Annotated in this window: 25 protein-coding genes and 1 rRNA gene; 20 read left to right on the top strand and 6 right to left on the bottom strand. The window is 37.2% G+C overall.

Translation table 11 applies throughout. The features are described 5' to 3' along the window. Position 1: 1 nt before the first annotated feature. The 3 genes from BN1082_RS17895 to BN1082_RS17890 all read left to right on the top strand — a co-directional run bounded on the left by BN1082_RS17895 (position 2) and on the right by BN1082_RS17890 (position 3935). Complete coding sequence (locus BN1082_RS17895; RefSeq protein WP_090636632.1) at positions 2 to 1819, top strand: DHA2 family efflux MFS transporter permease subunit; 1818 nt, start codon at positions 2 to 4, stop codon at positions 1817 to 1819. Positions 1820 to 2486: 667 nt separating this feature from the next. Beyond that, the gene (locus tag BN1082_RS27725) at positions 2487 to 2645 is read left to right on the top strand and encodes a hypothetical protein (protein WP_176699860.1); all 159 of its coding nucleotides are present in this window, start codon (positions 2487 to 2489) and stop codon (positions 2643 to 2645) included. Between the two features lie 417 nt (positions 2646 to 3062). Continuing rightward, positions 3063 to 3935: a YitT family protein gene (locus BN1082_RS17890; protein ID WP_425412204.1), complete on the top strand. Its 873-nt coding sequence runs from the start codon at positions 3063 to 3065 to the stop codon at positions 3933 to 3935. A 362-nt stretch (positions 3936 to 4297) separates the two neighbouring features. Here BN1082_RS17890 and BN1082_RS17880 read toward each other — a convergent pair whose 3' ends face one another. The 3 genes from BN1082_RS17880 to BN1082_RS17870 all read right to left on the bottom strand — a co-directional run bounded on the left by BN1082_RS17880 (position 4298) and on the right by BN1082_RS17870 (position 5770). After that, entirely contained in the window at positions 4298 to 4549 is a 252-nt protein-coding gene (locus BN1082_RS17880; protein WP_090636627.1) for a sigma-G-dependent sporulation-specific acid-soluble spore protein CsgA, read from the bottom strand. A 124-nt stretch (positions 4550 to 4673) separates the two neighbouring features. After that, positions 4674 to 4895, bottom strand: a complete 222-nt coding sequence (locus tag BN1082_RS17875; RefSeq protein ID WP_090636624.1) for a hypothetical protein — start codon at positions 4893 to 4895, stop codon at positions 4674 to 4676. Between the two features lie 164 nt (positions 4896 to 5059). Beyond that, positions 5060 to 5770: a class I SAM-dependent methyltransferase gene (locus BN1082_RS17870; RefSeq protein WP_090636621.1), complete on the bottom strand. Its 711-nt coding sequence runs from the start codon at positions 5768 to 5770 to the stop codon at positions 5060 to 5062. A 151-nt stretch (positions 5771 to 5921) separates the two neighbouring features. Between BN1082_RS17870 and pssA the strand changes: the two genes are divergently transcribed. Both pssA and BN1082_RS17860 read left to right on the top strand, forming a co-directional pair. After that, on the top strand, positions 5922 to 6413 hold the full coding sequence (gene pssA / locus BN1082_RS17865; RefSeq protein ID WP_090636619.1) for a CDP-diacylglycerol--serine O-phosphatidyltransferase: 492 nt from the start codon (positions 5922 to 5924) through the stop codon (positions 6411 to 6413). Positions 6414 to 6640: 227 nt separating this feature from the next. Next, a complete protein-coding gene (locus BN1082_RS17860; protein WP_090636617.1) occupies positions 6641 to 6913 on the top strand; it encodes a hypothetical protein in 273 nt (90 codons plus the stop codon). A gap of 169 nt (positions 6914 to 7082) precedes the next feature. Here BN1082_RS17860 and BN1082_RS17855 read toward each other — a convergent pair whose 3' ends face one another. Continuing rightward, positions 7083 to 7964 carry a VanW family protein gene (locus tag BN1082_RS17855; protein WP_090636614.1) on the bottom strand — a complete coding sequence of 294 codons (882 nt, stop codon included), beginning with the start codon at positions 7962 to 7964 and terminating at the stop codon, positions 7083 to 7085. Positions 7965 to 8270: 306 nt separating this feature from the next. Here BN1082_RS17855 and BN1082_RS17850 point away from each other — a divergent pair, with 306 nt between their 5' ends. The 7 genes from BN1082_RS17850 (at position 8271) to BN1082_RS17820 (ending at position 15312) form a co-directional block, all read left to right on the top strand. After that, the gene (locus BN1082_RS17850) at positions 8271 to 8477 is read left to right on the top strand and encodes a hypothetical protein (RefSeq protein WP_090636612.1); all 207 of its coding nucleotides are present in this window, start codon (positions 8271 to 8273) and stop codon (positions 8475 to 8477) included. Positions 8478 to 8663: 186 nt separating this feature from the next. Beyond that, a complete protein-coding gene (locus tag BN1082_RS17845; RefSeq protein ID WP_090636610.1) occupies positions 8664 to 9434 on the top strand; it encodes an SDR family NAD(P)-dependent oxidoreductase in 771 nt (256 codons plus the stop codon). A 261-nt stretch (positions 9435 to 9695) separates the two neighbouring features. Beyond that, positions 9696 to 10394 (top strand): response regulator transcription factor, encoded by a 699-nt coding sequence (locus tag BN1082_RS17840; RefSeq protein ID WP_090636607.1) that lies wholly within the window; start codon positions 9696 to 9698, stop codon positions 10392 to 10394. Then, positions 10384 to 11796, top strand: coding sequence for a sensor histidine kinase (locus BN1082_RS17835; protein WP_090638369.1), 1413 nt, complete (start codon positions 10384 to 10386; stop codon positions 11794 to 11796). The genes BN1082_RS17840 and BN1082_RS17835 overlap by 11 nt, the downstream gene beginning before the upstream one ends. Before the next feature lie 221 nt (positions 11797 to 12017). Further along, positions 12018 to 13478 carry a S1C family serine protease gene (locus BN1082_RS17830; protein WP_342666661.1) on the top strand — a complete coding sequence of 487 codons (1461 nt, stop codon included), beginning with the start codon at positions 12018 to 12020 and terminating at the stop codon, positions 13476 to 13478. A gap of 615 nt (positions 13479 to 14093) precedes the next feature. Next, positions 14094 to 14522, top strand: coding sequence for a cell wall hydrolase (locus tag BN1082_RS17825; protein WP_090636602.1), 429 nt, complete (start codon positions 14094 to 14096; stop codon positions 14520 to 14522). A gap of 280 nt (positions 14523 to 14802) precedes the next feature. Then, complete coding sequence (locus tag BN1082_RS17820; RefSeq protein WP_090636600.1) at positions 14803 to 15312, top strand: mismatch-specific DNA-glycosylase; 510 nt, start codon at positions 14803 to 14805, stop codon at positions 15310 to 15312. 37 nt (positions 15313 to 15349) lie between these two features. Here the strand turns inward: BN1082_RS17820 and BN1082_RS17815 are convergent, their stop codons facing one another. Continuing rightward, positions 15350 to 17218, bottom strand: coding sequence for a terpene cyclase/mutase family protein (locus BN1082_RS17815; protein ID WP_090636598.1), 1869 nt, complete (start codon positions 17216 to 17218; stop codon positions 15350 to 15352). 91 nt (positions 17219 to 17309) lie between these two features. Between BN1082_RS17815 and BN1082_RS17810 the strand changes: the two genes are divergently transcribed. The 7 genes from BN1082_RS17810 to BN1082_RS27720 all read left to right on the top strand — a co-directional run bounded on the left by BN1082_RS17810 (position 17310) and on the right by BN1082_RS27720 (position 22490). Continuing rightward, positions 17310 to 18443 carry a DUF2515 domain-containing protein gene (locus BN1082_RS17810; RefSeq protein ID WP_425412203.1) on the top strand — a complete coding sequence of 378 codons (1134 nt, stop codon included), beginning with the start codon at positions 17310 to 17312 and terminating at the stop codon, positions 18441 to 18443. Then, positions 18412 to 18819 carry a CBO0543 family protein gene (locus BN1082_RS17805; RefSeq protein WP_245640482.1) on the top strand — a complete coding sequence of 136 codons (408 nt, stop codon included), beginning with the start codon at positions 18412 to 18414 and terminating at the stop codon, positions 18817 to 18819. The genes BN1082_RS17810 and BN1082_RS17805 overlap by 32 nt, the downstream gene beginning before the upstream one ends. Positions 18820 to 19064: 245 nt before the next feature. Then, on the top strand, positions 19065 to 19505 hold the full coding sequence (locus BN1082_RS17800; protein WP_090636594.1) for a peptidylprolyl isomerase: 441 nt from the start codon (positions 19065 to 19067) through the stop codon (positions 19503 to 19505). Positions 19506 to 19601: 96 nt separating this feature from the next. Beyond that, positions 19602 to 20360, top strand: a complete 759-nt coding sequence (locus BN1082_RS17795; protein WP_090636592.1) for a divergent polysaccharide deacetylase family protein — start codon at positions 19602 to 19604, stop codon at positions 20358 to 20360. Positions 20361 to 20526: 166 nt separating this feature from the next. Then, entirely contained in the window at positions 20527 to 21282 is a 756-nt protein-coding gene (locus BN1082_RS17790) for an exodeoxyribonuclease III (protein WP_090636591.1), read from the top strand. 95 nt (positions 21283 to 21377) lie between these two features. Then, positions 21378 to 22148, top strand: coding sequence for a class I SAM-dependent methyltransferase (locus BN1082_RS17785; RefSeq protein ID WP_090636588.1), 771 nt, complete (start codon positions 21378 to 21380; stop codon positions 22146 to 22148). A 168-nt stretch (positions 22149 to 22316) separates the two neighbouring features. Continuing rightward, on the top strand, positions 22317 to 22490 hold the full coding sequence (locus BN1082_RS27720; RefSeq protein ID WP_176699861.1) for a hypothetical protein: 174 nt from the start codon (positions 22317 to 22319) through the stop codon (positions 22488 to 22490). A 55-nt stretch (positions 22491 to 22545) separates the two neighbouring features. Here BN1082_RS27720 and BN1082_RS28595 read toward each other — a convergent pair whose 3' ends face one another. Beyond that, on the bottom strand, positions 22546 to 22677 hold the full coding sequence (locus BN1082_RS28595; protein ID WP_281177029.1) for a hypothetical protein: 132 nt from the start codon (positions 22675 to 22677) through the stop codon (positions 22546 to 22548). A gap of 408 nt (positions 22678 to 23085) precedes the next feature. Between BN1082_RS28595 and BN1082_RS17780 the strand changes: the two genes are divergently transcribed. Beyond that, positions 23086 to 23413: ribosomal RNA gene (locus tag BN1082_RS17780) — 16S ribosomal RNA — on the top strand; the annotation flags it as partial.

Below are 23413 nucleotides of genomic sequence, written 5' to 3'. Positions count from 1 at the left end.
GATGACAATTTTTATCACGGTTTATATCATTTTAAGCATTTTGCTGCTACTATCCTTAAATTTTTTGTTTGTTAAAAAAAGGAAAGGGGATCGTTCTTTAAAGAACAGCGAAAGAAGAACTACCCCTAAACAGGATAAAAGGGAAGACGGAACTACACCAAAACAAACAGTAATAGATAAAAGTGAAGATTTAGAAATACAAGTAGAAGAATTGCTACATGAATCTGCCATTACTGAACCGGCATTAGAATATGTAGAAGCAGGGGTAAGACCGAAAAAAGAAGAAGTCTTGTCAAAGGAAAAAGAACCAAGTAAGGGAAAAATCCTCGCCGCCCTTATGCTGGGAGCCTTTGTTGCTATCCTAAACCAAACCTTGCTTAACGTAGCAATACCTCATATTATGAATGATTTGGGTGTTTCGGCAACGACGGTTCAATGGTTATCAACCGGCTATATGCTAGTAAATGGAATTTGTATTCCAATAACTGCTTATTTAATTGAAAAGTTTGGAACAAGGAAATTATTTATTACGGCTGTTTTTCTCTTTACAATTGGTTCAGTTATTTGCTCCATTTCAACAAACTTTACCTTATTAATGATTGGGAGAATTGTGCAGGCGTCCGGTGCAGGAGTCATTATGCCATTATTAATGACTGTCTTTTTTACGATTTTCCCTCCGGAAAAACGCGGAACAGCAATGGGATTAATGGGGATTGTTATGCTATTTGCACCTGCGATTGGGCCAACATTATCTGGCTGGCTGATTGAGCATTATTCGTGGAGGCTACTGTTTGATATTGTCATTCCAATTGGAATCGTGGATATAATTTTAAGCTATCTATGGGTAAGAGATGTAACAGAAAAAACGAATCCAAAATTCGATTTCCCTGGTTTTTTATTTTCAACATTAGGATTTGGCTTCTTATTATATGGGTTTAGTGAAGCAGGAAGTAAAGGGTGGTCGAGTACCACAGTGGTCGTTTCTCTCATTATTGGGGTTATCGCATTAATCATGTTTACAATTCGTGAGCTTACTACTGAAAAGCCAATGCTTGATTTACGGGTATTCAAATACGATATTTTCGCTTTGACCACTATCATCAGTATGATTACAAACATGGCGATGTTTGGTGCAATGATTTTGATTCCAATTTATTTACAAAATATTCGTGGCTTTACTTCCTTGCAATCAGGTCTGATATTACTTCCAGGAGCTATCGCAATGGGGATCATGTCACCAATTGCCGGAGCTTTATTTGATAAGATTGGTGCAAGATGGCTCGCTGTCACGGGATTGATCATCACGGTAATAACTACTTGGCAGTTTACAGATCTAAGTATGACAACAGCTTATAGCCATGTATTATTGTTGTATGTACTTCGGATGTTTGGAATGTCATTTTTGAGTATGACTGTCATGACAGAAGGTCTTAATCAATTGCCGCGCCACCTTGGAGCTCATGGGACTGCTGCATCAAATACGGCAAGGCAGGTAGCGGGAAGTATCGGAACAGCATTTCTGGTTACAGTTATGTCGAATAGTCAAGGTGTGCATATGGGTGATTATTCAAATGCAATAACAAGTTCTAACCCGTACATTTCAAGTTCATTTTCACATATTGGTCAATCTATAGCATCATTGGCACATGTTCCTTCAACGGTTGGGAATCAACTAGGGACGTATTTGATTTATGGTCAAACGATGCAGCAAGCAACCATTGACGGTATTAATGATGCTTTTATTTGGGCAACAGGTATTGCAGCAGTAGCCCTAGTCCTGGCATTTTTCATTAAACGTGCAAGGGTTAAAGAACAATAAGAATAAATATAAATTTATAGAATAATAAGATAGATAACCAGGGTTCAAAAGTGAGTAGAATCCTGGTTTTTTTATTTCATTCTGAATGTTGCTGATTTCACAAAGTTGTCACAAATAATAAGTTAATTCCGAATGTTCCGTGTTATAATAAGGGTGTAAAAATAAATAAATAAAATTATTAACATCTTTGGAGACTCAGCCATATGTGTTCGTTCTGTTTTGAACGAGTAGTTGGTTATTTCTTAATCTTTAGAAAGGGAAGCGAGGTTTCTTTTCATTAGTTTTAGGATATACAATTCTTCATTGATTGTATGATTAATCCTATTAAATGCACTTAGCTAAGAAACTATTCTAAAGTAAGATTAAAGAGTCTCAATCGGTGACATACCGATAAAATGTTTTTTCCAGGAGTATGAATTCCATTTATCCATGTGAATTTATTCCTATTACGGAACAAACACCCATCAGTTGATTATTCAATGCTTCCAATTAGTTTAAGAAATGTCTTAATGGAAGAAGAATGAATGAATAAATTGGCTGATGTCATGGTTGGGTCTCCCAAGATGTTAAATTCCTAAGAAGTTATCTCTGTGGAGGTAGCTTCTTTTCTTTATGGTATAAAAGATGAGATACCTGGGAAAATATCTTTGGAAAGGAGTTGAAGGCGTTGATGAAGAGAAAAAACTATAAACAAACACATCCATCCATCGCACCAGGGATGGACGACCAAGAAGAATTGGAACAAAGCGCTAGCGTAGAGGAAATAGAAAAAGGCGAGTATACGAGCGTTACTACACTTTCCTATGATGAAGTAGATCCTAGTTAACATCATTTGCTGCCTGTGATCGCCAGGTAGTTTTTATTTTTAAATGATGCATTTGATTTTAAAAAGGCAGTGTTAGAGGTCATTGTTGATCTTTGAAACTATGTTGATTGGAGCGGAAGGCGCGAGACTCCTCGAAAATGTTATCGCATTTCCTTTGTGCGTGGGCGGATTCAAGGATGTAATTCAATGTCCTGCGGGAGTACGGGGCAGTGGAGACCCCACAGGCGCTTAAGCGCCGAGGAGGCTCCCCGGAACGCCCGCGGAAAGCGAAGCGCTTGGAGCGCAAATCAACAGGCAAGTTTAACACAGCCTTTAAAAAAGGTAACTAGTTCGTTATACTAATAAGAGGAGATTAATTGAAAGGGGAAAGATATGTCAAGCATTCAAGAAGTGATGTTAAAAGAACAGAAGGAAGCAATGCTGGAAAAGGTGCATCACCGTAGATTAACAAAAAGAAAGATTTTTCAACGAATTATTTTAATCACAATAGGAGCAATTTTAGCTGCTGTTGGACTTGAAATCTTCTTAGTCCCTAATAATGTTATTGATGGAGGTATAACGGGAATTTCCATCATGTTATCCTATTTAACAGGCTGGAAACTGGGAATTTTCCTCTTCATTTTAAATATCCCGTTTATCTTCATCGGTCATAAACAAATTGGGAAAACCTTCGCTTTATCCACCTTATATGGAATTATCATCCTTTCCATTGCCACTACCTTACTGCATCCTGTACCAGCATTTACAAGGGATATTCTGCTAGCTACTGTCTTTGGGGGAATATTACTTGGAATTGGTGTTGGGATTGTTATTAGATACGGTGGTTCTCTAGACGGGACTGAAATTTTAGCCATTCTTTTTAATAATAAACTCCCTTTTTCAGTTGGAGAAATTATTATGTTTTTTAATCTATTTATACTCGGGAGTGCAGGTTTTGTGTTTACATGGGATCGGGCCATGTATTCACTGATTGCTTATTTTGTTGCGTACAAAACCATTGATATTACCATTACTGGGCTTGATGAATCGAAATCGGTATGGATAATTAGTGATAACTCTAAACAAATCGGTGATGCCATTTTAAATCGACTTGGACGTGGGGTTACCTATTTCAATGGAGAAGGCGCATTTTCAGGCGATGATAAAAAGGTTATTTTTTGTGTCATCAATCGTTTGGAGGAAGCAAAATTAAAAGAAATTGTAACAGAATATGATGACAGCGCCTTTCTCGCTGTCGCAGATATTGCGGAGGTTCGTGGCGGAAGGTTTAAGAAAAGAGATATTCATTAGAAGTTTGTCGACTAAAGTAGAATTGAACTCAGAATATGTCGTTAGCTGCCAATTAGTAGTATCAGTTTTTGTCGTTCTCTGCGCTTACCTAGGAAATATTTCTAGAAATTTGGAATATATAAAAGAGGCTATCCTAAAATATGACAGCCACCACTATATGTACAAAGTTCATGAATTTCTCCGCATGTTGATTGGGGCGGAAGGCGCTCGACTCATGCGGGAGTACGGGTCCGGGGAGACCCTGCAGGCGCAATAGCGCCGAGGAGGCTCCCCGGACCGCCCGCGGAAGGCGAGCTTCTTGAGCGGAAATCAACAGACAAGTTTAAGACCATAAATATTTTGGGATACCCTCTTTTATATGGTTAAAACAACAACTCAAATACCTCATTTAATTCATGGGCTCTTTTTTGGTCCTGTTCCTCTTTAGCATAATTAATTTCAACAGGTAAAATCTTATTTAAAAAATCAATTTCCTTTTGATTCAAATGTCTTACAAATGAACCCTCTGTTTTAAAGTGTCCTTCGGATAATTTTCGATAAAGATTCCTTCCAACAGAATGTTCATCATTATAATTGGATAAGGTCTCGCGCAGATAACCTAAAGTTTGATCCATTCCATTCACCTATCCTTTCACGTACTTATTTTTCGATGAGATTTTATTATTATACGTTTGTGATTTTCTAGGATTGAAAAAAGAAAAAAGAGTAAGCCTTTAAACCTGCTTACTCCGAGATGAATTACCACCAAAAGAATGGAAAAAAAGGTCTACCAAATGGAACGAAACATGGCCGCCAAATACCAAATCCGTATCCGTCGTTTTTGTCAGAAGAAGTTTCGACAATTTCTAGTCCGTCTTTTCTGACCTTAACAACTTTTCCAACCAACCATTCTCCGTCTTCATTTTGAAAACGAACCATTTCCCCTTCTAACTGACGAGCGCGTTCATAGTTTAACTGCACGGAACAATCCCCCTTTCCAATTTGGACTTGCTATAAAGTATGAAGGAAATTCAATATTGGGAAGTACAAATAACCAAGACTTGTCCCTTATAGGAGAAAATATTATTAGCACAAGAAAAAAAGCCTCAAATTCCAAACAATAGAGGCTTTTTCTATATATAACTTTACTTTGAGCAAGTAATAATCCGGTTGCTTAAAATTTCATGGTATTTTATGATCATGTTGCCATGCTGGTTAAGAATATTGAATAGGTCTGGCTCAAAGGTAGTAGAAAAATTAAACTCCGGTGTATTATTTCCAGTACTCAAAGACTGTTTTTCTTCCTTTAATTGAATCATTCGAAAGCCAGTTTTTTCTAGTAATTCCTTCCAATCTTCTTCACTTAATAATGAGTCAATCGCATAAAATTCTTTTATTTCTAATTCATCTTGAATGTTAAGCTCAGTGTTGATCGTCATCTCATTCGCAATGAATCGACCTCCTTTTTTCAAGACGCGGAAAAATTCTTTTAATGCTTTCGGCTTGTCAACAAAGACTAAAACAGATTCGGATAAAATAAAATCAAATGTATTGTCTTCGAAAGGCAGCAATTCAACAGAACCTTCAACTAATTCGATAGGTAATTTCTGTGAATGAAATCGATCTTTAGCTTTTTCTAACATTATTGGGTTAATCTCCAGTCCAACCACTTTTGCTCCATATTCCTTATATATATGTGCAGCAGTTTGCCCGGTTCCGCACCCCGCATCCAAAATTAACATATTGTTCGATATTTCTTCCTGAGAAAGAATGTCTTTTGTTAACAGGATTCCACCCGGATGGGCTCCTCCTACACCAAATTTTGCTAAGAAATCAAGATAAGATGTACCTCCCATAAACACCACCCAATCGTCTTTTTGCCATCTTATGATGGAAAAAGAAAGAAGGTTCATTGTCTTAACACTGACGGAGAATTAGAATAATGATTTCATTTAAAGCAATGCTAAACAGAAAAGGGGATATGGCTATAAAGAGGAGTGCTAAACATTGACAAATATTTTTATCAGAACAATACCGAATTTATTTACAATTGGAAATTTATTATGTGGGGTTTTTTCGATAACTTTTACGATGAATGGTTACGTTCGAATCGCTGCATTATTTATTTTTATCTCAGCATTCTTAGATCTATTTGATGGGCGAGTAGCCCGAAAATTAAAGGTGAACAGCGAACTCGGTGTAGAGCTCGATTCATTAGCGGACATTGTAAGCTTTGGGGTGGCACCAGCAATTCTATTTCATTCTTTAGCTGGACCATCGTGGCTATCGTCACTTGCATTCATCCTTTTTCCGACCATGGGAGCGTTAAGACTAGCCAGGTTTAGTGTACGACCGACCGTTGGTTATTTTTTAGGTATACCGATTACTTTTGCAGGTCTAATTATAGCAGGAATGAGCCTTTTTCTTTATAGTAATCGTTTTATTACCATTATCCTTGCAATTTTAATGGTGACCCCCATTAGAGTTAAAAAATTATAATTTTATTATGTAAACTAATGCATAATTTTTTTACTCGGACATTATTTTAAATTTATATCCTAACATGCCAATGGAAAAACTTTATAGCCATATTGGTCATAATTCTGCCAATTAATGCTTGTGGATGAGCAGTTTCCCAATCATATTCTAAATGCAAATGCACAAATTAAGGTAATGGAAGGGGTAAATCTAAACCTTCTACCAAATAACAAGGAGTGCTGCGGAATATGGGAAACAGAATGAGGTTACCGTTTGTTAATTTATTTGTTAGGAGACGCAGGAATCGGGGAAACATGTGGTGGTCACTTTTTAGCCTTGGAATCGGTGCTGTTATTTTTGGTGTAACAGCAGGAAGAAGGAGAGCTACAGCATTACCAATAAACAATATGTTTAAAAATTTGGCCCCTAAAACTAATATAAATACAATGGATAATGCTGCTTTAACAGAGTTTTCTGAAGAGTTGCTACAAAGTGCTTTAAACAAAAATAAGGGTCAGTAAGTAAGCGGAAGCATAGGCCACAAAGATCAAATATACCTTTTTAAAAGAGGATGTCTCAAAACAAAAGTGTCAGACCTCTCAACCCACAATAGATAGCTGAACTAATTTACAATAAGCAACTATCAATTGAGTGTTAAATGAGAGGTCAGACCCCTTTGGGACACCCTTTTTAATATGGTGGAAATGGTATTTTCTTTGGTTTGTAATTCACTACATCGGATGAATAAATTTTGATGACTAAATAATTTCCCAGTATATCTGCACGAATTAAAACAGGCTGGTTATACACATTTTTAAATGAAAAGTCTGGTCCATACCAGCTTACAGTTGCATCTCGTCCCGGTGGAATATAAGAAACTTTTCTAGAATGCGAAAATCTCTTCAAGACCTTTAGTCCAGCATTGTCAACTGCATTGAAGAGAGTCGAGGAAACCTGACAAATTCCACCACCAATGTCTTCAGAATATTCTCCTCTTACAATGACCGGGGCACGTAAATAGCCTTTTTCTGCAGTCCTTTTTCCGACGACGCGATTGAATGAAAAGGTTTCGTTGGGGAAAAGTACAAAATTATTTATGGCTTTTGCAGCTAATTTAATATTATTGGTTCGTTCTTTATTTTGTCCGTTAAAAGAAGTTACATAACGACCAATCCGTTTAGTTCGAATATTCCCGAGTAATTCACTATCTACTTTTGGATATACGAAAAGCATTGGAATTTCCATTGTAGAAGGACTTCCTTTGAAAAAATAGCTATAAAATTTTTCAGTAAATAATTGTCGATATATTTGATAACCAATCCGCTCTGGAACAATGTTTCCATATTGATCTAAGACTGCATTCTCGGGAGGAATGGAATAGCGTTTATCTAATTGATCCAACAAACGATTGAATTTATCTATATCTAAAATTTTTAAATCAGGGGATACAATCGATAATTCGGTCCGATTAAAAGTGGAAACAATTTGACCATCTTTTGTTATGGATAAACTATCTTTTGTGTTTATTGGATGAATCAACAGTAGTATCCCGAAAATCCATGATAAATTCATAAATGGCAACCCTCCTCATTTTAATATGAGTTGAAATCTGCCTTTTCATGTAAACGTCTTCATTCATTTGAAAAACAAAAATAATGAACAGGCCATTTGAGAAACGTTAAGTTCCTGATGGATGGGTAAACTATTTTTTTTTTAAATTTGTAACTTGAATCGAGTTGTTTATGGGAAACATCCGCCAAATGACGGTTATATTTATTGAAAAACACTAAAAAGATTGTAAAATTATAGTATCAAGCTATAAATTGGGTATTGAATAGTGCTAGCAGAATGCTATCAGAATGATAGGGAGTGTCTAATTTGAACGAAAAGGGAAGAATTCAATTAAATGTTAGGGTTCCAAAGGATACAGCTGCAAAGCTGGATGAAATTGTGGAATATTATCAGGAAAATTTAAAGTTAGGCAGAGTCTATAAAGGTGATGTATTAACGGACATTATTGAAAAGTCTTATGAAGTGATGAACAAACAAAAGAAAATGAACAATAGGTATCTCACAAAAAAATAATATCGAAAGAAGTTTTACTTACTCTTATTCGTTAGAATATTTAGAAAATAATTAGAATATTTTATATCAATGGATAACAAAAGACCCCTCTTTTTTAATCGACATATCAACCGGTTGGTATTTACAGACCGAGTTTGTTTATAAATAGTTCAAGAGCCATAATTATGAAAAAAGGGGCGGGAAATGATGAGATTCTCACAAACGATTGTCCTAATTACCGGTGCAGGAAGCGGGATTGGAAAGGCGACTGCGCTTCGCTTAGCAAGTGAAGGGGCAAAAGTTATTTTAGTTGGCAGGACAAAAGCGAAGCTGGAGGAAACGGCATTTGAAATAAATCAAAGAAGTAAGATTCCGATGGCAGAAATTTTTACAGCTGATGTTACCGATGTTGAGGATGTAAGTGAACTTGCTGAATATGTCAAACAGCATTACGGTGATTTGCACATTTTAGTAAACAATGCAGGTGGGTCAAAAAACACGAGAATTTTACAGCTATCAGAAAAGGAATGGGATGATTCGCAGAACGTAAATTTAAAAAGTGTCTTTTTAGTATCAAAGGCTCTTGGAAAAATAATGATTGAAGGTGCAAAGCGTGAGGACCATAACCGTGCCATCGTGAATGTTGCTTCCCTTTCCGGTCATCAAGCAGGTGCAGAAATTCCCCATTATAGCGCTGCTAAAGCTGGAGTGATTAATTTGACGAGATCACTAGCTTTAGAGTTTTCGCCATATGGAATCCGAGTAAATTCCGTTTCCCCGGGTTTTGTTGAAACACCGTTAACAGAGTTAGGCTTACAAAATGAAGGCTTTGTAAGGGCTATTCAAAGAAATACAGCCTTAAAACGGGTTGGAACTCCAGAGGAAATTGCCAATGTTATTGCTTTTGCGGCCTCCAGCGAAGCCTCTTATATGACTGGCTCCGATTTGCTCGTTGATGGCGGTTGGCTTATTAAATAATGATTAGATAGTGAAAAAGGTAGATGGAAACGACTCGGGAACATTTGTTGGTTGAAAGCACTGTTGGCTATAACTCCTGTAAAAATATTTTGAATATTAAAATGGTCTTGAAGGGATTCAAGCCTTTTTTTTTTGAGAAATATTAAGAAACTATGAACAAAATATTAATGAGTCGGGAAGAATTTCTGTGACGCTTGATATCTGCTAAAATTCGATTAAACTTGATAAAAGACCAATTTTTTTACAGGAGATGGACAAGTTTTGAATATATTAGTGATTGAAGATAACAAAAGTGTTTGTTCGATGATTGAGATGTTTTTTGCAAAAGAAGGAATTGATGGTGAATTTATAAATGATGGGCTCGAAGGATATAAGCGTATTAAAAATGGGTCATGGGATGCTCTGATTGTCGATTGGATGCTGCCGGGAATGGACGGAGTCACGATTTGCAGGAAAATAAGAGAAGAAAAGTTAACCGTGCCAATCATTATGTTAACTGCAAAGGATAGCGAATCAGATCAGGTCCTTGGGCTTGAGATGGGGGCGGATGATTATGTTACGAAGCCGTTCAGCCCACTGACGTTGATGGCAAGGATTAAGGCCGTTACTCGTCGCTTCCAATCACAGGCAGTTCATGAGGAAGAGGATTTTCTAACATCAGAACACTTTAAGGTCAGTAAAAGCACTAGAGAGGTGTTTATCGATGGAGCATCAATACCAAATTTGACCCCAAAAGAATTTGATTTGCTTTACTATATGGTTGAACATCCCCGTCAAGTGTTCTCAAGAGAACAGCTGCTTGAAAGAGTATGGGGTTATCAATTTTATGGAGATGAACGGACGGTGGATGTTCACATTAAACGTCTGCGCAAGAAAGTAGAAACGACAACACAATATTTCCATACTGTATGGGGAGTAGGTTATAAGTTTGATGATTCGATTAAAACAGATGAAATTTAAGTATTTTTATCAACAGTTTTTTAGTTATATCAGTATTATTATCATCGCTTTTTTAGTATTAAGCATTTTGTTTACTCATTATGTGGAGGATTTAGTTTATCAGAATAAAGCAGATGAACTTATTTCCTATGGAAAAGCCATGATTAAAGACATTAAACGAACTCCAGAGGCGCAAAATCAAGTCATCAATCAGTACAGCAATGTTTTAGCTTCAAGAAATATGAGTTTTAGTATTTTTAATTCTTCCGGAGTCCTCTATGCTGTCGGTAGACCAGGCCCTACTATAAGAGGTTTAACAGATTCTGATTGGAATCAAATTACAAAAGGTAAAACTGTTGTTGTTAAAAGCGATTATACGAGGTTTGGTTTGGGAGGGGTAACCTTTGTCGTCTTGCCCTATCTTGAAAATGGGAAATTTGAGGGCGGAATTCTATTAACGTCACCTATCAGCGGTTCTAGTGTGATGATTCACCAAATTAACCAAATATTAATATATATGATTTTTATTGCTCTTGGGGTTTCGATTTTACTAAGCTGGATTTTATCAAGAATTCATGTTAAACGCATAAAACGGCTCCGTGAAGCGACCTCTCTTGTTTCAGCCGGGAATTACCATGTTAAAGTCAAATCCTCAAATTTCGATGAAATTGGGGAATTAGCAAATGATTTTAATCTAATGGTTGATAAGCTAAACACCCAAATGGAGGAAATCAACAGCTTGGAAAGTAGAAGGCGGCAGTTTATGTCTGATGTTTCTCATGAAATGAGAACACCGTTAACTACAATAAGCGGGGTAATTGAAGGATTAAAAAACGGTATGATTTCGGAGGAGGATAAGGCAAGAGGGATTAATTTAGTTAGTCATGAGGCAAAAAGACTAATTCGTCTTGTGAATGAAAACCTGGACTATGATAAAATCCGCTCGAACCAAATCCAGTTATTCCGGGAGGATATTCAAGTTTTGGAAGTGCTAGAAATTATCCAAGATCAATTGTTACTGCAGGCTGATGAGAAAAATGACCAAATTATCGTGGATGCACCGCCTGAATTAATCGTCAACGCCGATTATGATCGACTTATTCAAATATTAATTAATATAGCCAAAAATAGTATTCAGTTCACATCAAACGGAACCATTTGTCTCAGAGGAAGAAGAGGAGAAAAAGAAACGATTATAGAAATAGAAGATACTGGTATTGGAATTGATCCAACTGAGGTAAAAAAAATCTGGCGTCGCTTTTATAAAGCGGATATTTCTAGGACAAGTAATCCATATGGTGAATTTGGATTAGGTCTTTCGATTGTAAAGTCATTGGTTCTTCTTCATAACGGAGAAATTGATGTTTTCAGTGAAAAAGGAAAAGGGACAAAATTTGTAATTCGCTTTAAAGATCAGCAATAGTCGTAAATTACAGCGTCGTATTTGCTGTTATTATGGCCATTAGGAGCAGAATGAGCATTAATCTTCGCCATATTGGTGATCATGAGGAGATTTTCCTAATAATATGCCTAATTTTTCTTGAATTTTTCCAAATCCCTTTAAAGTTTGTTCATAGTTTCTTAATATTTAAAGGTTAAAGTAAAAATAAGTTAAGAAACAAAATATCAAATGAAGGAGATTTGATGAATATGGAATTCAATGACAAAAATGAATTCGAAAGCAATCAAACAAACTCACCCGAGAACAACGAAACTAACAATATAAACGGGGATTCAATACCAGCCAATAATCTTAATGAATCGGGCCAGGGGTTTCATGGTGTAGATGCAACCATTTCTTTTGATAATCAGCAATCTTCTACTAAAGAGGATACAATTGAAACAGCAAAGAAAATGGTAAATAACGATTTTTTAGAAAAGGATAACACTCGTGTAACTAACAAGTCTGAAAAGAAAAAAAATAAAGGATTTTTAAAAGGGATTGCTACTTCGGTTGCTGCTGGATTAGTAGGTTCTGTATTGACGTTAACGGTTCTTCCGCATACGAATTACATGCAAAACTTTTATCCTACTGCACAAAATCAAGATACTAACAGCAGCAGCGGACAATCATCGGGCCCTATCAAAGCTGTTTCTGCTAAGGCGACAGCAGGATCTAATTCTTCGATTGCTGATACCGTTGAAAATGTTTCAAAAGCCATTGTCGGGATTGATAATTTTCAGAATCAGCAAAGTACGGATTTCTTTGGTAATACTTCTTCTTCTCAAAATGTTGAAACCGGATCGGGATCTGGAGTTATTATTCAAAAAAACGGTGATAGTGCATACATTGTAACAAATAATCATGTGGTTGAAGGGGCCAACAAGTTGGAAGTTTCCTTGTATGATGGCTCGAAAACTACAGCTGAATTGGTTGGTACGGATGCTTTAACCGACCTTGCTGTCTTAAAAATTGATTCAAAATATGTTACTTCAGTTGCTGATTTTGGTGATTCCTCGGCACTTCGTCCTGGCGACCCAGTGTACGCGATTGGAAATCCGCTCGGCTCGACCCTTTCAAGGACGGTTACACAAGGAATTATTAGTGCGACAAACCGGAGCATTCCAGTTTCTACATCGGCAGGAAGTTGGGAAACAAATGTTATTCAAACCGATGCAGCCATTAATCCAGGAAACAGCGGTGGTGCACTAATCAATCCGCAAGGACAAGTTATCGGAATTAACAGCTTAAAGATTTCTGAAAGCGGTGTGGAAGGATTAGGATTTGCAATCCCAAGTAATGATGTTATTCCAATTGTCAATCAATTGATAAAAAATGGAAAGATCGATCGTCCGTATCTCGGAGTTGGTTTAGCAGATTTGGATCAGGTTCCACAAGCGTACTCCCAAAGCCTGCCAAACAACGTCAACAAAGGTGCTTTAGTAGTGAGTGTCGATCCTAACTCTGGTGCTGGTCGTGGTGGTTTCCAACCGAAGGATGTTATTGTTTCAATGAATGGAACCGATATTGCTAACTCAGCAGAGTTAAGAAAATATTTATACACTAAAGTAAAAACTGGTGATGAAGTCAAATTTGGAGTTTATCGAAATGGTAATCCAATCACTCTAACAGCTAAATTAACGTCGAAAAATCCTAACCAATAGATTAGAAAAGGCTCGCAAATCGCGAGTCTTTTTTAATGGATAAGCTATGTTATATATAATTGCTGATTTTTTACTTTAAGAAGAAAACTATTTTTTTAATAAAATTGTTAATGAAATAGGCCTATTGCTACAAAAATAGAAATAAAAGACCCAAAAGTGTTGCCAACTGGCCTCTTTGACTACACACACAGAAAGAAAAGAAGCAAAAGTGTTGCCTCCTAGAATTTTTATGTGCCCATACTCATGTGTTTTTTCTGAAACCGAGAACGTAAGGCCTCTAGATTCCCTAAAAATTGAATTTTGCATGACTTCGGGAAAGTAGAAGGTCTCTAGATTCCCGAAAAATAAAATTTTACATGACTTCGGGAAAGTAGAAGGCCCTTAGATTCCCGAAAAAATGATTTTTTCTGATATCAGGAATGTAAAAGGGTACTTGCGCGAACACATGCATTTTTCTCGAAACCGCTCACGAAAAAGAATAGAGGCCCGAAATCTGCCTTATTGCCGACAAAAACAAGAACCAAAGATCCAAAAGTGTGTAAATTATGTTCCGAATTTGGTCAACACCTGGATGTTCATGAATATGATATAGGTGAACAACATGGAGGTGACGTGATGGCAGTAGTGAGAGCAAGAACATCGGATATTAATCTTTTAGCACGACTGCTACGGGCGGAAGCAGAAGGCGAAGGAACACGTGGAATGCAACTTGTGGGAAATGTGGGAATTAACCGGATTCGAGCTAACTGTTCAGATTTTAAAGGGCTTCGTACGATTCCTCAAATGGTATATCAACCGCACGCATTTGAAGCGGTTCAAAAAGGTTATTTTTATCAAGCAGCGAGGGAATCAGAGAAACGTCTTGCTCGAAGGGCGGTAAATGGTGAGAGATATTGGCCGGGGAAGTTCAGTCTTTGGTATTTTAGGCCGCCGGGAGATTGTCCTTCCACATGGTATGATCAGCCACTGGTGGCGAGATATAAGCTACACTGTTTCTATGAGCCAAAAGCGGAAACATGCGAAAATATTTATAATACTTTTTAAGTCCTAAGAGCCGTTTTCATTAACGGCTCTATTTTATTATGAAGCAATGATGACTCCATTAAGTGGTGTTGAGATATTTTTTAGATAGGTATAAATTTATATTTACTCTATTTTCTTGTCAGAAAAACTTGTTATCATCAAGTAAAACGGATTTTCCTTGAAACAGGAGTAAGAAAAAGTGAACATTTTACCGGCTGAAGACGATGTGAGGCTGGGAAACTGATGACTCTTTGCTAAATAAGGAAAAACTAAATGAATATTAATCTAAAGGAGAAATTTCATGAAACCTATCAGTGACCATTTAAAAGAAGGTTTAAAGGTGTTGTTTGTAGGCTTTAATCCAAGTATTCGCTCAGCCGAAGTAGGGCACCATTATGCTAATCCCAACAATCGGTTTTGGAAAATTTTATTTGAATCGGGGCTAACGTCGCGAAAATATGAAGCGGTTGAAGATTTTCAGTTGCTCGAGTTCGGTTTTGGCTTTACTAATATCGTGGAAAGACCAACAAGGGCAGCTGATGAAATTACTAAGGTAGAATATAAAGAGGGAAGAGAAAGATTAAAGCGAAAAATCGAACATTTTAAACCTATGGTAGTTTGTTTTGTGGGGAAAGGAGTCTATCAAGAATATAGCGGGCTAAAGTCGTCGATTCCGTGGGGGCGGCAAATAAAATCAGTGGTGCCTGACACCATCGATTTTGTTGCGCCATCATCAAGTGGGCTAGTCAGGATGAAAGTGGATGAGATTGTGGATATTTATAAGCAGCTTGCAGACTTAATAGCTGAATAAAAAAATCGACGGAGCATTGGCCGTCGATGTTTTCCAATTATGCACCTGCAAATTTCTTTTGATAGTGCGATAAGGCGATCAGCGGAAATATATAGCGGTAGCTGTGATAATGGATATAAAAGGCTCCCGCCATTCCCTGCCCTTTTGGGTAGTCCGTGGTCCAGTCTTCCTTTTTTAAAGCGGCAAGCAAGTAGGTGATTCCTTTATGAATTTCCTTTGTCGGTTGATCAGTAACGGTTATTAAGGCGTCAAGTGCCCATGAGGTGTGGGGTAAAGTACTTGCACCAAGGGGAACATACTCTTTTTTATCATCACTCTTACATGATTCACCCCAGCCACCATCTTCGTTTTGGATACTGTGAAGCCATTTCACTCCTTTTTTAACAGATGGATGTCCTGCAGAAATTCCAGCTGCCATTAATCCCGTAAGTGCAGCCCAAGTTCCATAAATATAGCAAATGCCCCATCTTCCATACCACGAGCCATCTTTTTCTTGATTATTCAATAGCCAGCGGACTCCTTTTCTAAACACTTCATGATTGCGTGATAGATTCGTATAATTTCCTAGAAACTCAAGTGTCCTTCCTGTTAGGTCTGCACAAGAGGGATCAAGAAGAAAGAACTCACTTTTTTCAAGCGGCAACCATTCGACTAATTTTGAATTTGTATTCTTTTCAAATGCCGGCCAGCCGTCGTCGTCATTTTGCATCGACATTATCCAGTTGATGCCGCTGTCCCATGCTTGGCGATTCTGTGCAGAGATTCTTGAAATAGACCTGAGTGAGGCCGTTGTATCATCCACATCAGGATTAATGGTATTCACATTAGAAAATCCCCAGCCCCCTGGTAAACTATTGGGATTATGAATTACCCAATCTCCGAATTTTTGGTGCTGCCTTGTAAACAAGTATCTATTCGCCCTTTGAACCATCGGATCGTTTGGTGAAACACCAGCTGCCTGCAAGGCATAGCCAATAAGTGATGTATTCCAAACAGTTGCTGTCGTATATTGCATATGGGGCTTCCCATTAATTTCGAATTTCATCGATTTTATGCCATTTACCGCCTTAATGATAATAGGATCATTTTTCTTATATCCCAGCGAGAGCAGTGCAAAAATCATTAAATGTGTTGAACTGAAATAACTGTATAAGGTTCCGTCTGGTTCAATATGGTTAAGCATATAGTTTTTTGCTCTTTCAATTGCCAAACGATGGAGCTCATCAGGTAAACCTAGTAAATTTTTTACACCTTCTTCGATGGAATCAAACAAATTGCGTTCATGGGACGAATAACCCCATCCTTCATCTTGATCACTGTGAATATACAAATCTGAAAGGTCTGGACTTTTCTTTGTCTGAATGGAGAATTTTTTATCGAAAAGAATCAGAATCGGTGCAATATTAGCTCTACCGAATACAGAGAAAGAATAGAAATTAATGGGGAATTGAAGTGGCAGGAGAATCAGTTCAATTGGAAGCGGTGAAAAGGCAGGCCATTTATATTGTCCAGTTATGGCAAGAAATACTTTCGAATAAATACCTGCTTCTTTAATCCCACCTTTTGCTAAAATGAATTTTTTAGCCGCCAATAATCTTTTATCCTCCTTGGGGTAGTAGCCCGAATAAAGCAGGGCGTAATAACACTCGATTGTGGCGGTGAGATTGCCATCCCCTTCATCATAATAAAGCTTCCAGGCCCCGTTTTTCTCCTGTCTGCTTAGGATTCTTTCTGTAAGCATACGGATTAATTCTTCATCATGTAATTCCATTGTCCGCAATAAAATGATCATATAAGTATCTGTTGATAGTCCTGTTTCAAACGGATAAGACCATGAGCCGTCGGGAGATTGATCCTTTCTAAGTTTTCCAATAAGCCAGTCGATGCCTTTATTTGTATTGATCATGTAATAACCTCATTCCTCTCCCTAAAATAATCGTTCTCAACTATACATATTTCTTTTATGGAAAGAGAATGCGTAAGGGAGGTTAATTGCCATTTTTTTCGTTAGAAATCGAGAAAAATCACCCCTTGAAAAAATAAAAGACGAATTAAAAAAGAAAAGTAAAATATCCTACGTGACATCTCTTAATGAGGAGAGCTTACCGATTGTTGAAAGAAAGTTGTTAAAACAAATTCGTAGTACAACAGCGGAGCATAATCTCAATAATGTCACGCGAACGAAGGCATATCTTGACTTTTATAAACAGCAACCTGAAATTCATTGGGCATTTTTAGGGCATATGGTATCAAGGAATGGCGGTTGGAATATGACGGATTTAAAAGGTGAATTTCTGACAAGGCTGCTTTCGAAAAAAGAAAGGGATACGTTTTTTGCCTTTTTAGAAAGGGGGAATTGGCTTATTTTCCAGGATGCCTTTCCACAATTTTTGCTGTATCAGGAAAGCTTAAAATGGAACAAACCTTTTTTTCATCTCTTTCCCTATTTAAATATTTCAACCTTCATGGAAACCATCTGGAATAATTTTTGGAAGAGCCATGACACTTATGTACTGACAATGGGGCTTGTGATCAATGAACAAAGCTATTTAGAAAAAAGGGTGATTCAGAATCCCCAATATAAAAAAGAAGTATTAGATACCTTCGAATTTAAATTGCATGAATTGTTTTCTTTTAACCAGATCCTCTTTCCCTATGGAAATAAGAAACTCGCTGGTCAAACACTTCAACAATTTGGGTCACTAAACGAACGAATTCTTCTAGGAAAGAGATTGTATTCTATTTTATTTAAAGAAAGGGATTTTTTAAACGACGTTTATCAATGGGCATTTCAACATCCTCATACAGGCTCAAGAAAAGATTATTGGCCGCATATTTTTAACAATGTAAACGAGGGGATTCCTGGATTTTCATATCAGCTGCGGTTAAAATCGTGTCAGTTACGAAAGGGGGCGCGAAAGCTATATAGCCCCAGCCTTGAAAATGTCTGGAAAAATGTTACCCATAGGGAGGCTGAAAAAGGTGATTGGTTTGAGGATTGGCAGATCGCGGATTATTTGAAAGATGATCAAGAATCTTATAATGGGGAGATAAAAAATGAATACTGCAAAACACTTGAACGGCTCGAGCTTGCCGCCCTTGCCAAAAAGGCGATTTCTATTCTGGATTAGATCCTATCTGCCGGCCATGATGCTAGCAGCTTTCTTTGGGACGATTGTCGATCATTATTTCGTTAGTAAAGATCTATATTATTTTCCAATCCGGCCGTTTCCGCATTTATTTTCCATTAATATTGGATTTTCGCTTGTTGTTCTACCTATTTTTGTTTTTATTTTTCTTCGATTGATGTCAGTAGTCAATAAATGGGGGAGACTAGGGTTGATTCTATTTTTAAGCCTGCTTGCACCTATTTTAGAACGATTAGCGGAAGCATGCGGACTGTTTATCCATTCAAATGATTGGAAACACCTATATTCTTTTTTTGGTTATTTAGTTTTTTTAACCATTATTTATAGAATTTATCTTTGGACAAATCCAAGACGATAAAACAAATGCCGAGATTTTACCATCTCGGCTTAAGTGATGTGCACATAATGTGTCATCAGCCCCTTCCGTCCGTACAGTGGTTAAGTGTCCCGCAACAAGCGAAATGTTCGGAAGGGGTAAAGTTATCTTACCACATTCTTGAAAATAATAGAATGACAATAATGCGAAATTGTGTATTCCAGCTTTCCTTTCTTTCTTGAAAAGTGTATGATAAAAATGATTTTTTACATAAGGAGTGATTTTAAATGGCAAAAAAAGGATACATGTTAATGGAAAACGGCGAAAAAATCGAATTTGATTTATTTCCAAATGAAGCACCTGGTACGGTTGCAAATTTTGAGAAATTAGCTAATGAAGGATTTTATAATGGATTAACCTTTCATCGTGTCATTCCTGGATTTGTAAGCCAAGGAGGATGCCCAAACGGCATTGGTAACGGTGGCCCAGGTTACACGATTAAATGTGAAACTGTTGGAAATCCTCATCGGCATATTCCAGGTGCCCTTTCAATGGCACATGCTGGTAAAGACACTGGCGGAAGCCAATTTTTTATCGTTCATGAAGCACAGCCACACCTAAACGGTGTTCATACGGTTTTTGGCCAAGTGACATCCGGCTTAGAGACGGCAGTAGGGATGCGTAATGGCGATATAATGACAGAAGTTAAAGTGTTTGATGTAGAATAAGGAATCGGGAGAGCATTTATTGCTCTCTTTTTTTTTTCGAATGAAAATACCCCCATAGGGAAAGTTATGTATAGACATATTATCTCGGGGGGCATTATGAAATATTTTACTCAATCTTTGGTTCTCCTTCTCTGCTTTTTCATCCCTTTTCAAGCATTTGCAGAAAATCCAGACACTAGAGAATTAAAAGCCGCTATCATCATTGATGACTTCGGAGGAGGGAACGGCGGTGTAAGAGAATTTTTAGAAGGGAAGATTCCTATTACTGCTGCGGTGATGCCGTATACCGAAAAATCAAAAGAGCATGCTATTTGGGCGCATAAAAATGGTTTTGAAGTGATGATTCACTTACCGATGGAGCCAAAAAGAGGAAAAAGATCTTGGCTTGGTCCGAAACCGATCACAGTGGACCTTTCTCCAAAAGAAGTGAAGGAACGTGTCGAAGAAGCAATTGCCACTGTTCCATATGCAGTTGGACTTAATAACCATATGGGATCACTTGCAGTTGAAAATGAGGAAATCGTTAGAGCTATCGTTGAAGTCGCAAAGGAAAGAAATTTGTATATAATCGACAGTGGAACAAGCTCTAACTCAAAATTTCCGGAAATTGCACAGGAGCTTAAAGTACCTATTCTTAAAAGAGATGTATTCTTAGATGATATCTCTTCCTTATCAGGGGTTCAGAAAAATATGTTAAGACTTGCAAAGATAACAGAAATAAAGGGCCAGGGTATTGCAATCGGTCACGTCGGAATTAACGGAAGAGTATGTTCTTTAGGGATTTTTCAATCTTTAGAAGAATTTAAAAAACGAAATATTAAAATTGTCCCTGTGTCAGAATTATTCGCTAAATAAAATAATCTATCAAAGAGGCTGTTTCAAAAAGGATCGGCCACCTCATCATTTTCAATGGATATTGTGAATAATGAGGTTGGACACTTTGTTTTGAGTCAGCTTCTTTTTTTCGTGTATAATTTATTAGATAAATAATGAATGAATGAGGGAGAAGGAACAATTTAATATGAAACTAGTCTCTTGGAATGTAAATGGCCTGCGGGCTTGTGTCAAAAAAGGTTTTATGGAATATTTTCATGAAGTGAATGCCGATATATTTTGTGTACAGGAAACAAAATTGCAAGAAGGGCAAATTAATCTGGAATTAGAGGGCTACTACCAATATTGGAACTATGCAATAAAGAAAGGATATTCCGGCACTGCGGTATTTACAAAAAAACAGCCACTTTCTGTTCGTTACGGATTAGGTTCTGACGAATCGGAAGATGAAGGCAGAATCCTCACATTAGAATTTGACGATTTTTTCCTTGTCAATGTTTATACTCCTAATTCCCAAAGAGATTTAGCAAGACTCGGACTTCGTTTGAAATGGGAGGATCGAATACTCCTTCACTTAAAAGAATTGGATCTTGTAAAACCAGTCATTCTTTGCGGAGATTTGAATGTCGCTCATCAAGAAATTGATTTAAAAAATGCCAAATCAAATATTGGGAATTCCGGATTTACGGATGAAGAACGGGGGAAAATGACCACATTATTAGAGTCTAGGTTTGTGGATAGTTATCGTCATTTTTATCCAAATCAGGAGGGGGCCTATACATGGTGGTCCTATATGATGAAGGTTCGAGAACGAAATATCGGATGGCGGATTGATTACTTTATTGTTTCAGAAACATTGCTTAGTCGGCTAAATAATGCCCAAATTCACTCACATGTAATGGGCAGTGACCATTGTCCAGTTTTACTCGAGACCTCTTTATAATTTTTTCTTATCAATATTTATAATGAACCTGTAATTTTCTTTAAGGTAATTCTGTTTTAGAGTGGAATTACAATAAGTTACGGGGGTGATAAAGAATGGATATTAAAAAAGACGTCCAACAGCAATTTGGAAAAAGTGCAGAGAAGTATGTTAGTAGCACCATTCATAAAAAAGGTAAAGATTTGCAAAAAATGTTAGAAATAGCTGTAACGAATGGCGAGGAAACATTACTGGATGTTGCAACTGGAGGGGGACATACTGCTAATGCCTTTGCACCTTTCGTAAAAAAAGTGACCGCCGTTGATTTGACGGAAGAAATGCTAACAGCAGCTGAAAGATTCATTCGGCAAAATGGTGTTCAAAATGTTGATTTTATAAAAGCTGATGCTGAAAATCTACCTTTTTCGGTTGAAGAATTTGATATCGTAACCTGCCGGATTGCTCCTCACCATTTTCCAAACGTCGCTAGCTTTATCTCAGAAGTTTATAGAGTCCTTAAGCCTAATGGCCAATTTCTGCTTGATGATAATGTTGTACCGGAAGATGATGATTTCGATCAATTTTATAATACGATTGAAAAATTAAGAGATTATAGTCATTTTCGGGCATGGAAAAAAACAGAATGGATCCGAATGTTAGAGCAGTACGGGTTTGAAATTACCGAGTGGCATCGGTTTGAAAAGACGTTTCAATTTGAATCATGGTGTAACCGCATGGATTTATCTGAGATAGATAAAGGAAAATTGACTCAATTGATTCTAAATAGCACCCAAAAAGTAAAAGATAAATTTAGAATTATAATTGAAAAAGACGAAGTTATTTCCTTTCAAGGAGAAGCAATAGTTTTAAGAGCGATTAAAAAATAATATAAGAAGAGGCTGACTAACAAAAGGGCTTTACTTTAACTTTCTTTTGTTTGTCAGCCTTTTGCATTCAAAGGGCTCGTAGGAGAGGAAACCGATGACATAGGTGGGGGTGCTAAGTGAACGAAAAGTTGTAGGAAGGAGGATATTGTCGACGTAGAAGAGTGCTACGTGAACGAAAAGATGTCGGATGGAAGATATTGTCGACGTAAGAAGGGGCTACGTGAACGAAAAGATGTCGGATGGGTCTACGTGAACGAAAAGGTTCCGGATGGAGGATATCATCGAGGTAAAAGTGTTCTACGTGAACAAATAGGGGCCGGAAAGAGAAACCTGTCCACGTAGAAAGTATTATTAGATTTTTCAATGATCTCATGGAGCATACTATTTTTCTAGGTATTTAAATATCATTAAGCGGGGTGCCGATTTCGTCGAATTCAGGTAATAGATCATCTTGATTTTTTAAGCGATCTTGCTCATTTGGTAAAAATACATCTTTGAAATCTTCCTTTTTAAATTGGTAAAACAACATGAAAAATCATCTCCTTTAAAATAGATACATATTACTAAAGTATTTTTTCCATTTGAAAAATAAATAATACTGTTTCAAAGTTTGAAAAATAATATGTATCTAAATCACAAGTTTTTTAATTAAAAAAATGAAATTTGGTAGTTGACTTTATGATTACAGGGTAGTATGATAGTCATTGTCGCTGCTGCGAAATAACATTTTAAAATGATAGATTAATAAATGATATTTCGAGAGGTTGACATAATGAAGTTAATATAGTAATATAATTAATGTTGTTATTATTTTTGTGAATTTTGCAAAAATAAACATTGTTCTTTGAAAACTAAACAAACAAAAACGTCAACAAACAATAATTATTCACTTCATTTAATGAAGTGAAGCCAACGTAAATTTCGAGCTAAATCAACTTTCTTGGAGAGTTTGATCCTGGCTCAGGACGAACGCTGGCGGCGTGCCTAATACATGCAAGTCGAGCGAATCTTTAGGAGCTTGCTCCTAAAGGTTAGCGGCGGACGGGTGAGTAACACGTGGGCAACCTGCCTGTAAGACTGGGATAACTTCGGGAAACCGGAGCTAATACCGGATAATCCTTTTCCTCACATGAGGGAGAGCTGAAAGACGGTTTCGGCTGTCACTTACAGATGGGCCCGCGGCGCATTAGCTAGTTGGTGAGGTAACGGCTCACCAAGGCGACGATGCGTAGCCGACCTGAGAGGGTGATCGGCCACACTGGGAC

The organism is Neobacillus massiliamazoniensis, from assembly GCF_001048695.1.
Classification (GTDB): Bacteria; Bacillota; Bacilli; order Bacillales; family Cytobacillaceae; genus Neobacillus; species Neobacillus massiliamazoniensis.
Note: the sequence above shows the minus strand (reverse complement) of the source record. Positions and strands in the feature narration are given on the sequence as shown.

Bases quoted from the DNA above. Each gene is read 5' to 3' on its own strand.
- BN1082_RS17895 (WP_090636632.1), top strand. From the start codon at position 2: ATGACAATTTTTATCACGGTTTATATCATTTTAAGCATTTTGCTGCTA.
- BN1082_RS17890 (WP_425412204.1), top strand. From the start codon at position 3,063: ATGCTGGAAAAGGTGCATCACCGTAGATTAACAAAAAGAAAGATTTTT.
- BN1082_RS17880 (WP_090636627.1), bottom strand. From the start codon at position 4,549: ATGGATCAAACTTTAGGTTATCTGCGCGAGACCTTATCCAATTATAAT.
- BN1082_RS17870 (WP_090636621.1), bottom strand. From the start codon at position 5,770: ATGGGAGGTACATCTTATCTTGATTTCTTAGCAAAATTTGGTGTAGGA.
- BN1082_RS17860 (WP_090636617.1), top strand. From the start codon at position 6,641: ATGGGAAACAGAATGAGGTTACCGTTTGTTAATTTATTTGTTAGGAGA.
- BN1082_RS17855 (WP_090636614.1), bottom strand. From the start codon at position 7,964: ATGAATTTATCATGGATTTTCGGGATACTACTGTTGATTCATCCAATA.
- BN1082_RS17845 (WP_090636610.1), top strand. From the start codon at position 8,664: ATGAGATTCTCACAAACGATTGTCCTAATTACCGGTGCAGGAAGCGGG.
- BN1082_RS17835 (WP_090638369.1), top strand. From the start codon at position 10,384: ATGAAATTTAAGTATTTTTATCAACAGTTTTTTAGTTATATCAGTATT.
- BN1082_RS17830 (WP_342666661.1), top strand. From the start codon at position 12,018: ATGAATATGGAATTCAATGACAAAAATGAATTCGAAAGCAATCAAACA.
- BN1082_RS17825 (WP_090636602.1), top strand. From the start codon at position 14,094: ATGGCAGTAGTGAGAGCAAGAACATCGGATATTAATCTTTTAGCACGA.
- BN1082_RS17820 (WP_090636600.1), top strand. From the start codon at position 14,803: ATGAAACCTATCAGTGACCATTTAAAAGAAGGTTTAAAGGTGTTGTTT.
- BN1082_RS17815 (WP_090636598.1), bottom strand. From the start codon at position 17,218: ATGATCAATACAAATAAAGGCATCGACTGGCTTATTGGAAAACTTAGA.
- BN1082_RS17800 (WP_090636594.1), top strand. From the start codon at position 19,065: ATGGCAAAAAAAGGATACATGTTAATGGAAAACGGCGAAAAAATCGAA.
- BN1082_RS17795 (WP_090636592.1), top strand. From the start codon at position 19,602: ATGAAATATTTTACTCAATCTTTGGTTCTCCTTCTCTGCTTTTTCATC.
- BN1082_RS17790 (WP_090636591.1), top strand. From the start codon at position 20,527: ATGAAACTAGTCTCTTGGAATGTAAATGGCCTGCGGGCTTGTGTCAAA.
- BN1082_RS17785 (WP_090636588.1), top strand. From the start codon at position 21,378: ATGGATATTAAAAAAGACGTCCAACAGCAATTTGGAAAAAGTGCAGAG.
- BN1082_RS28595 (WP_281177029.1), bottom strand. From the start codon at position 22,677: ATGTTGTTTTACCAATTTAAAAAGGAAGATTTCAAAGATGTATTTTTA.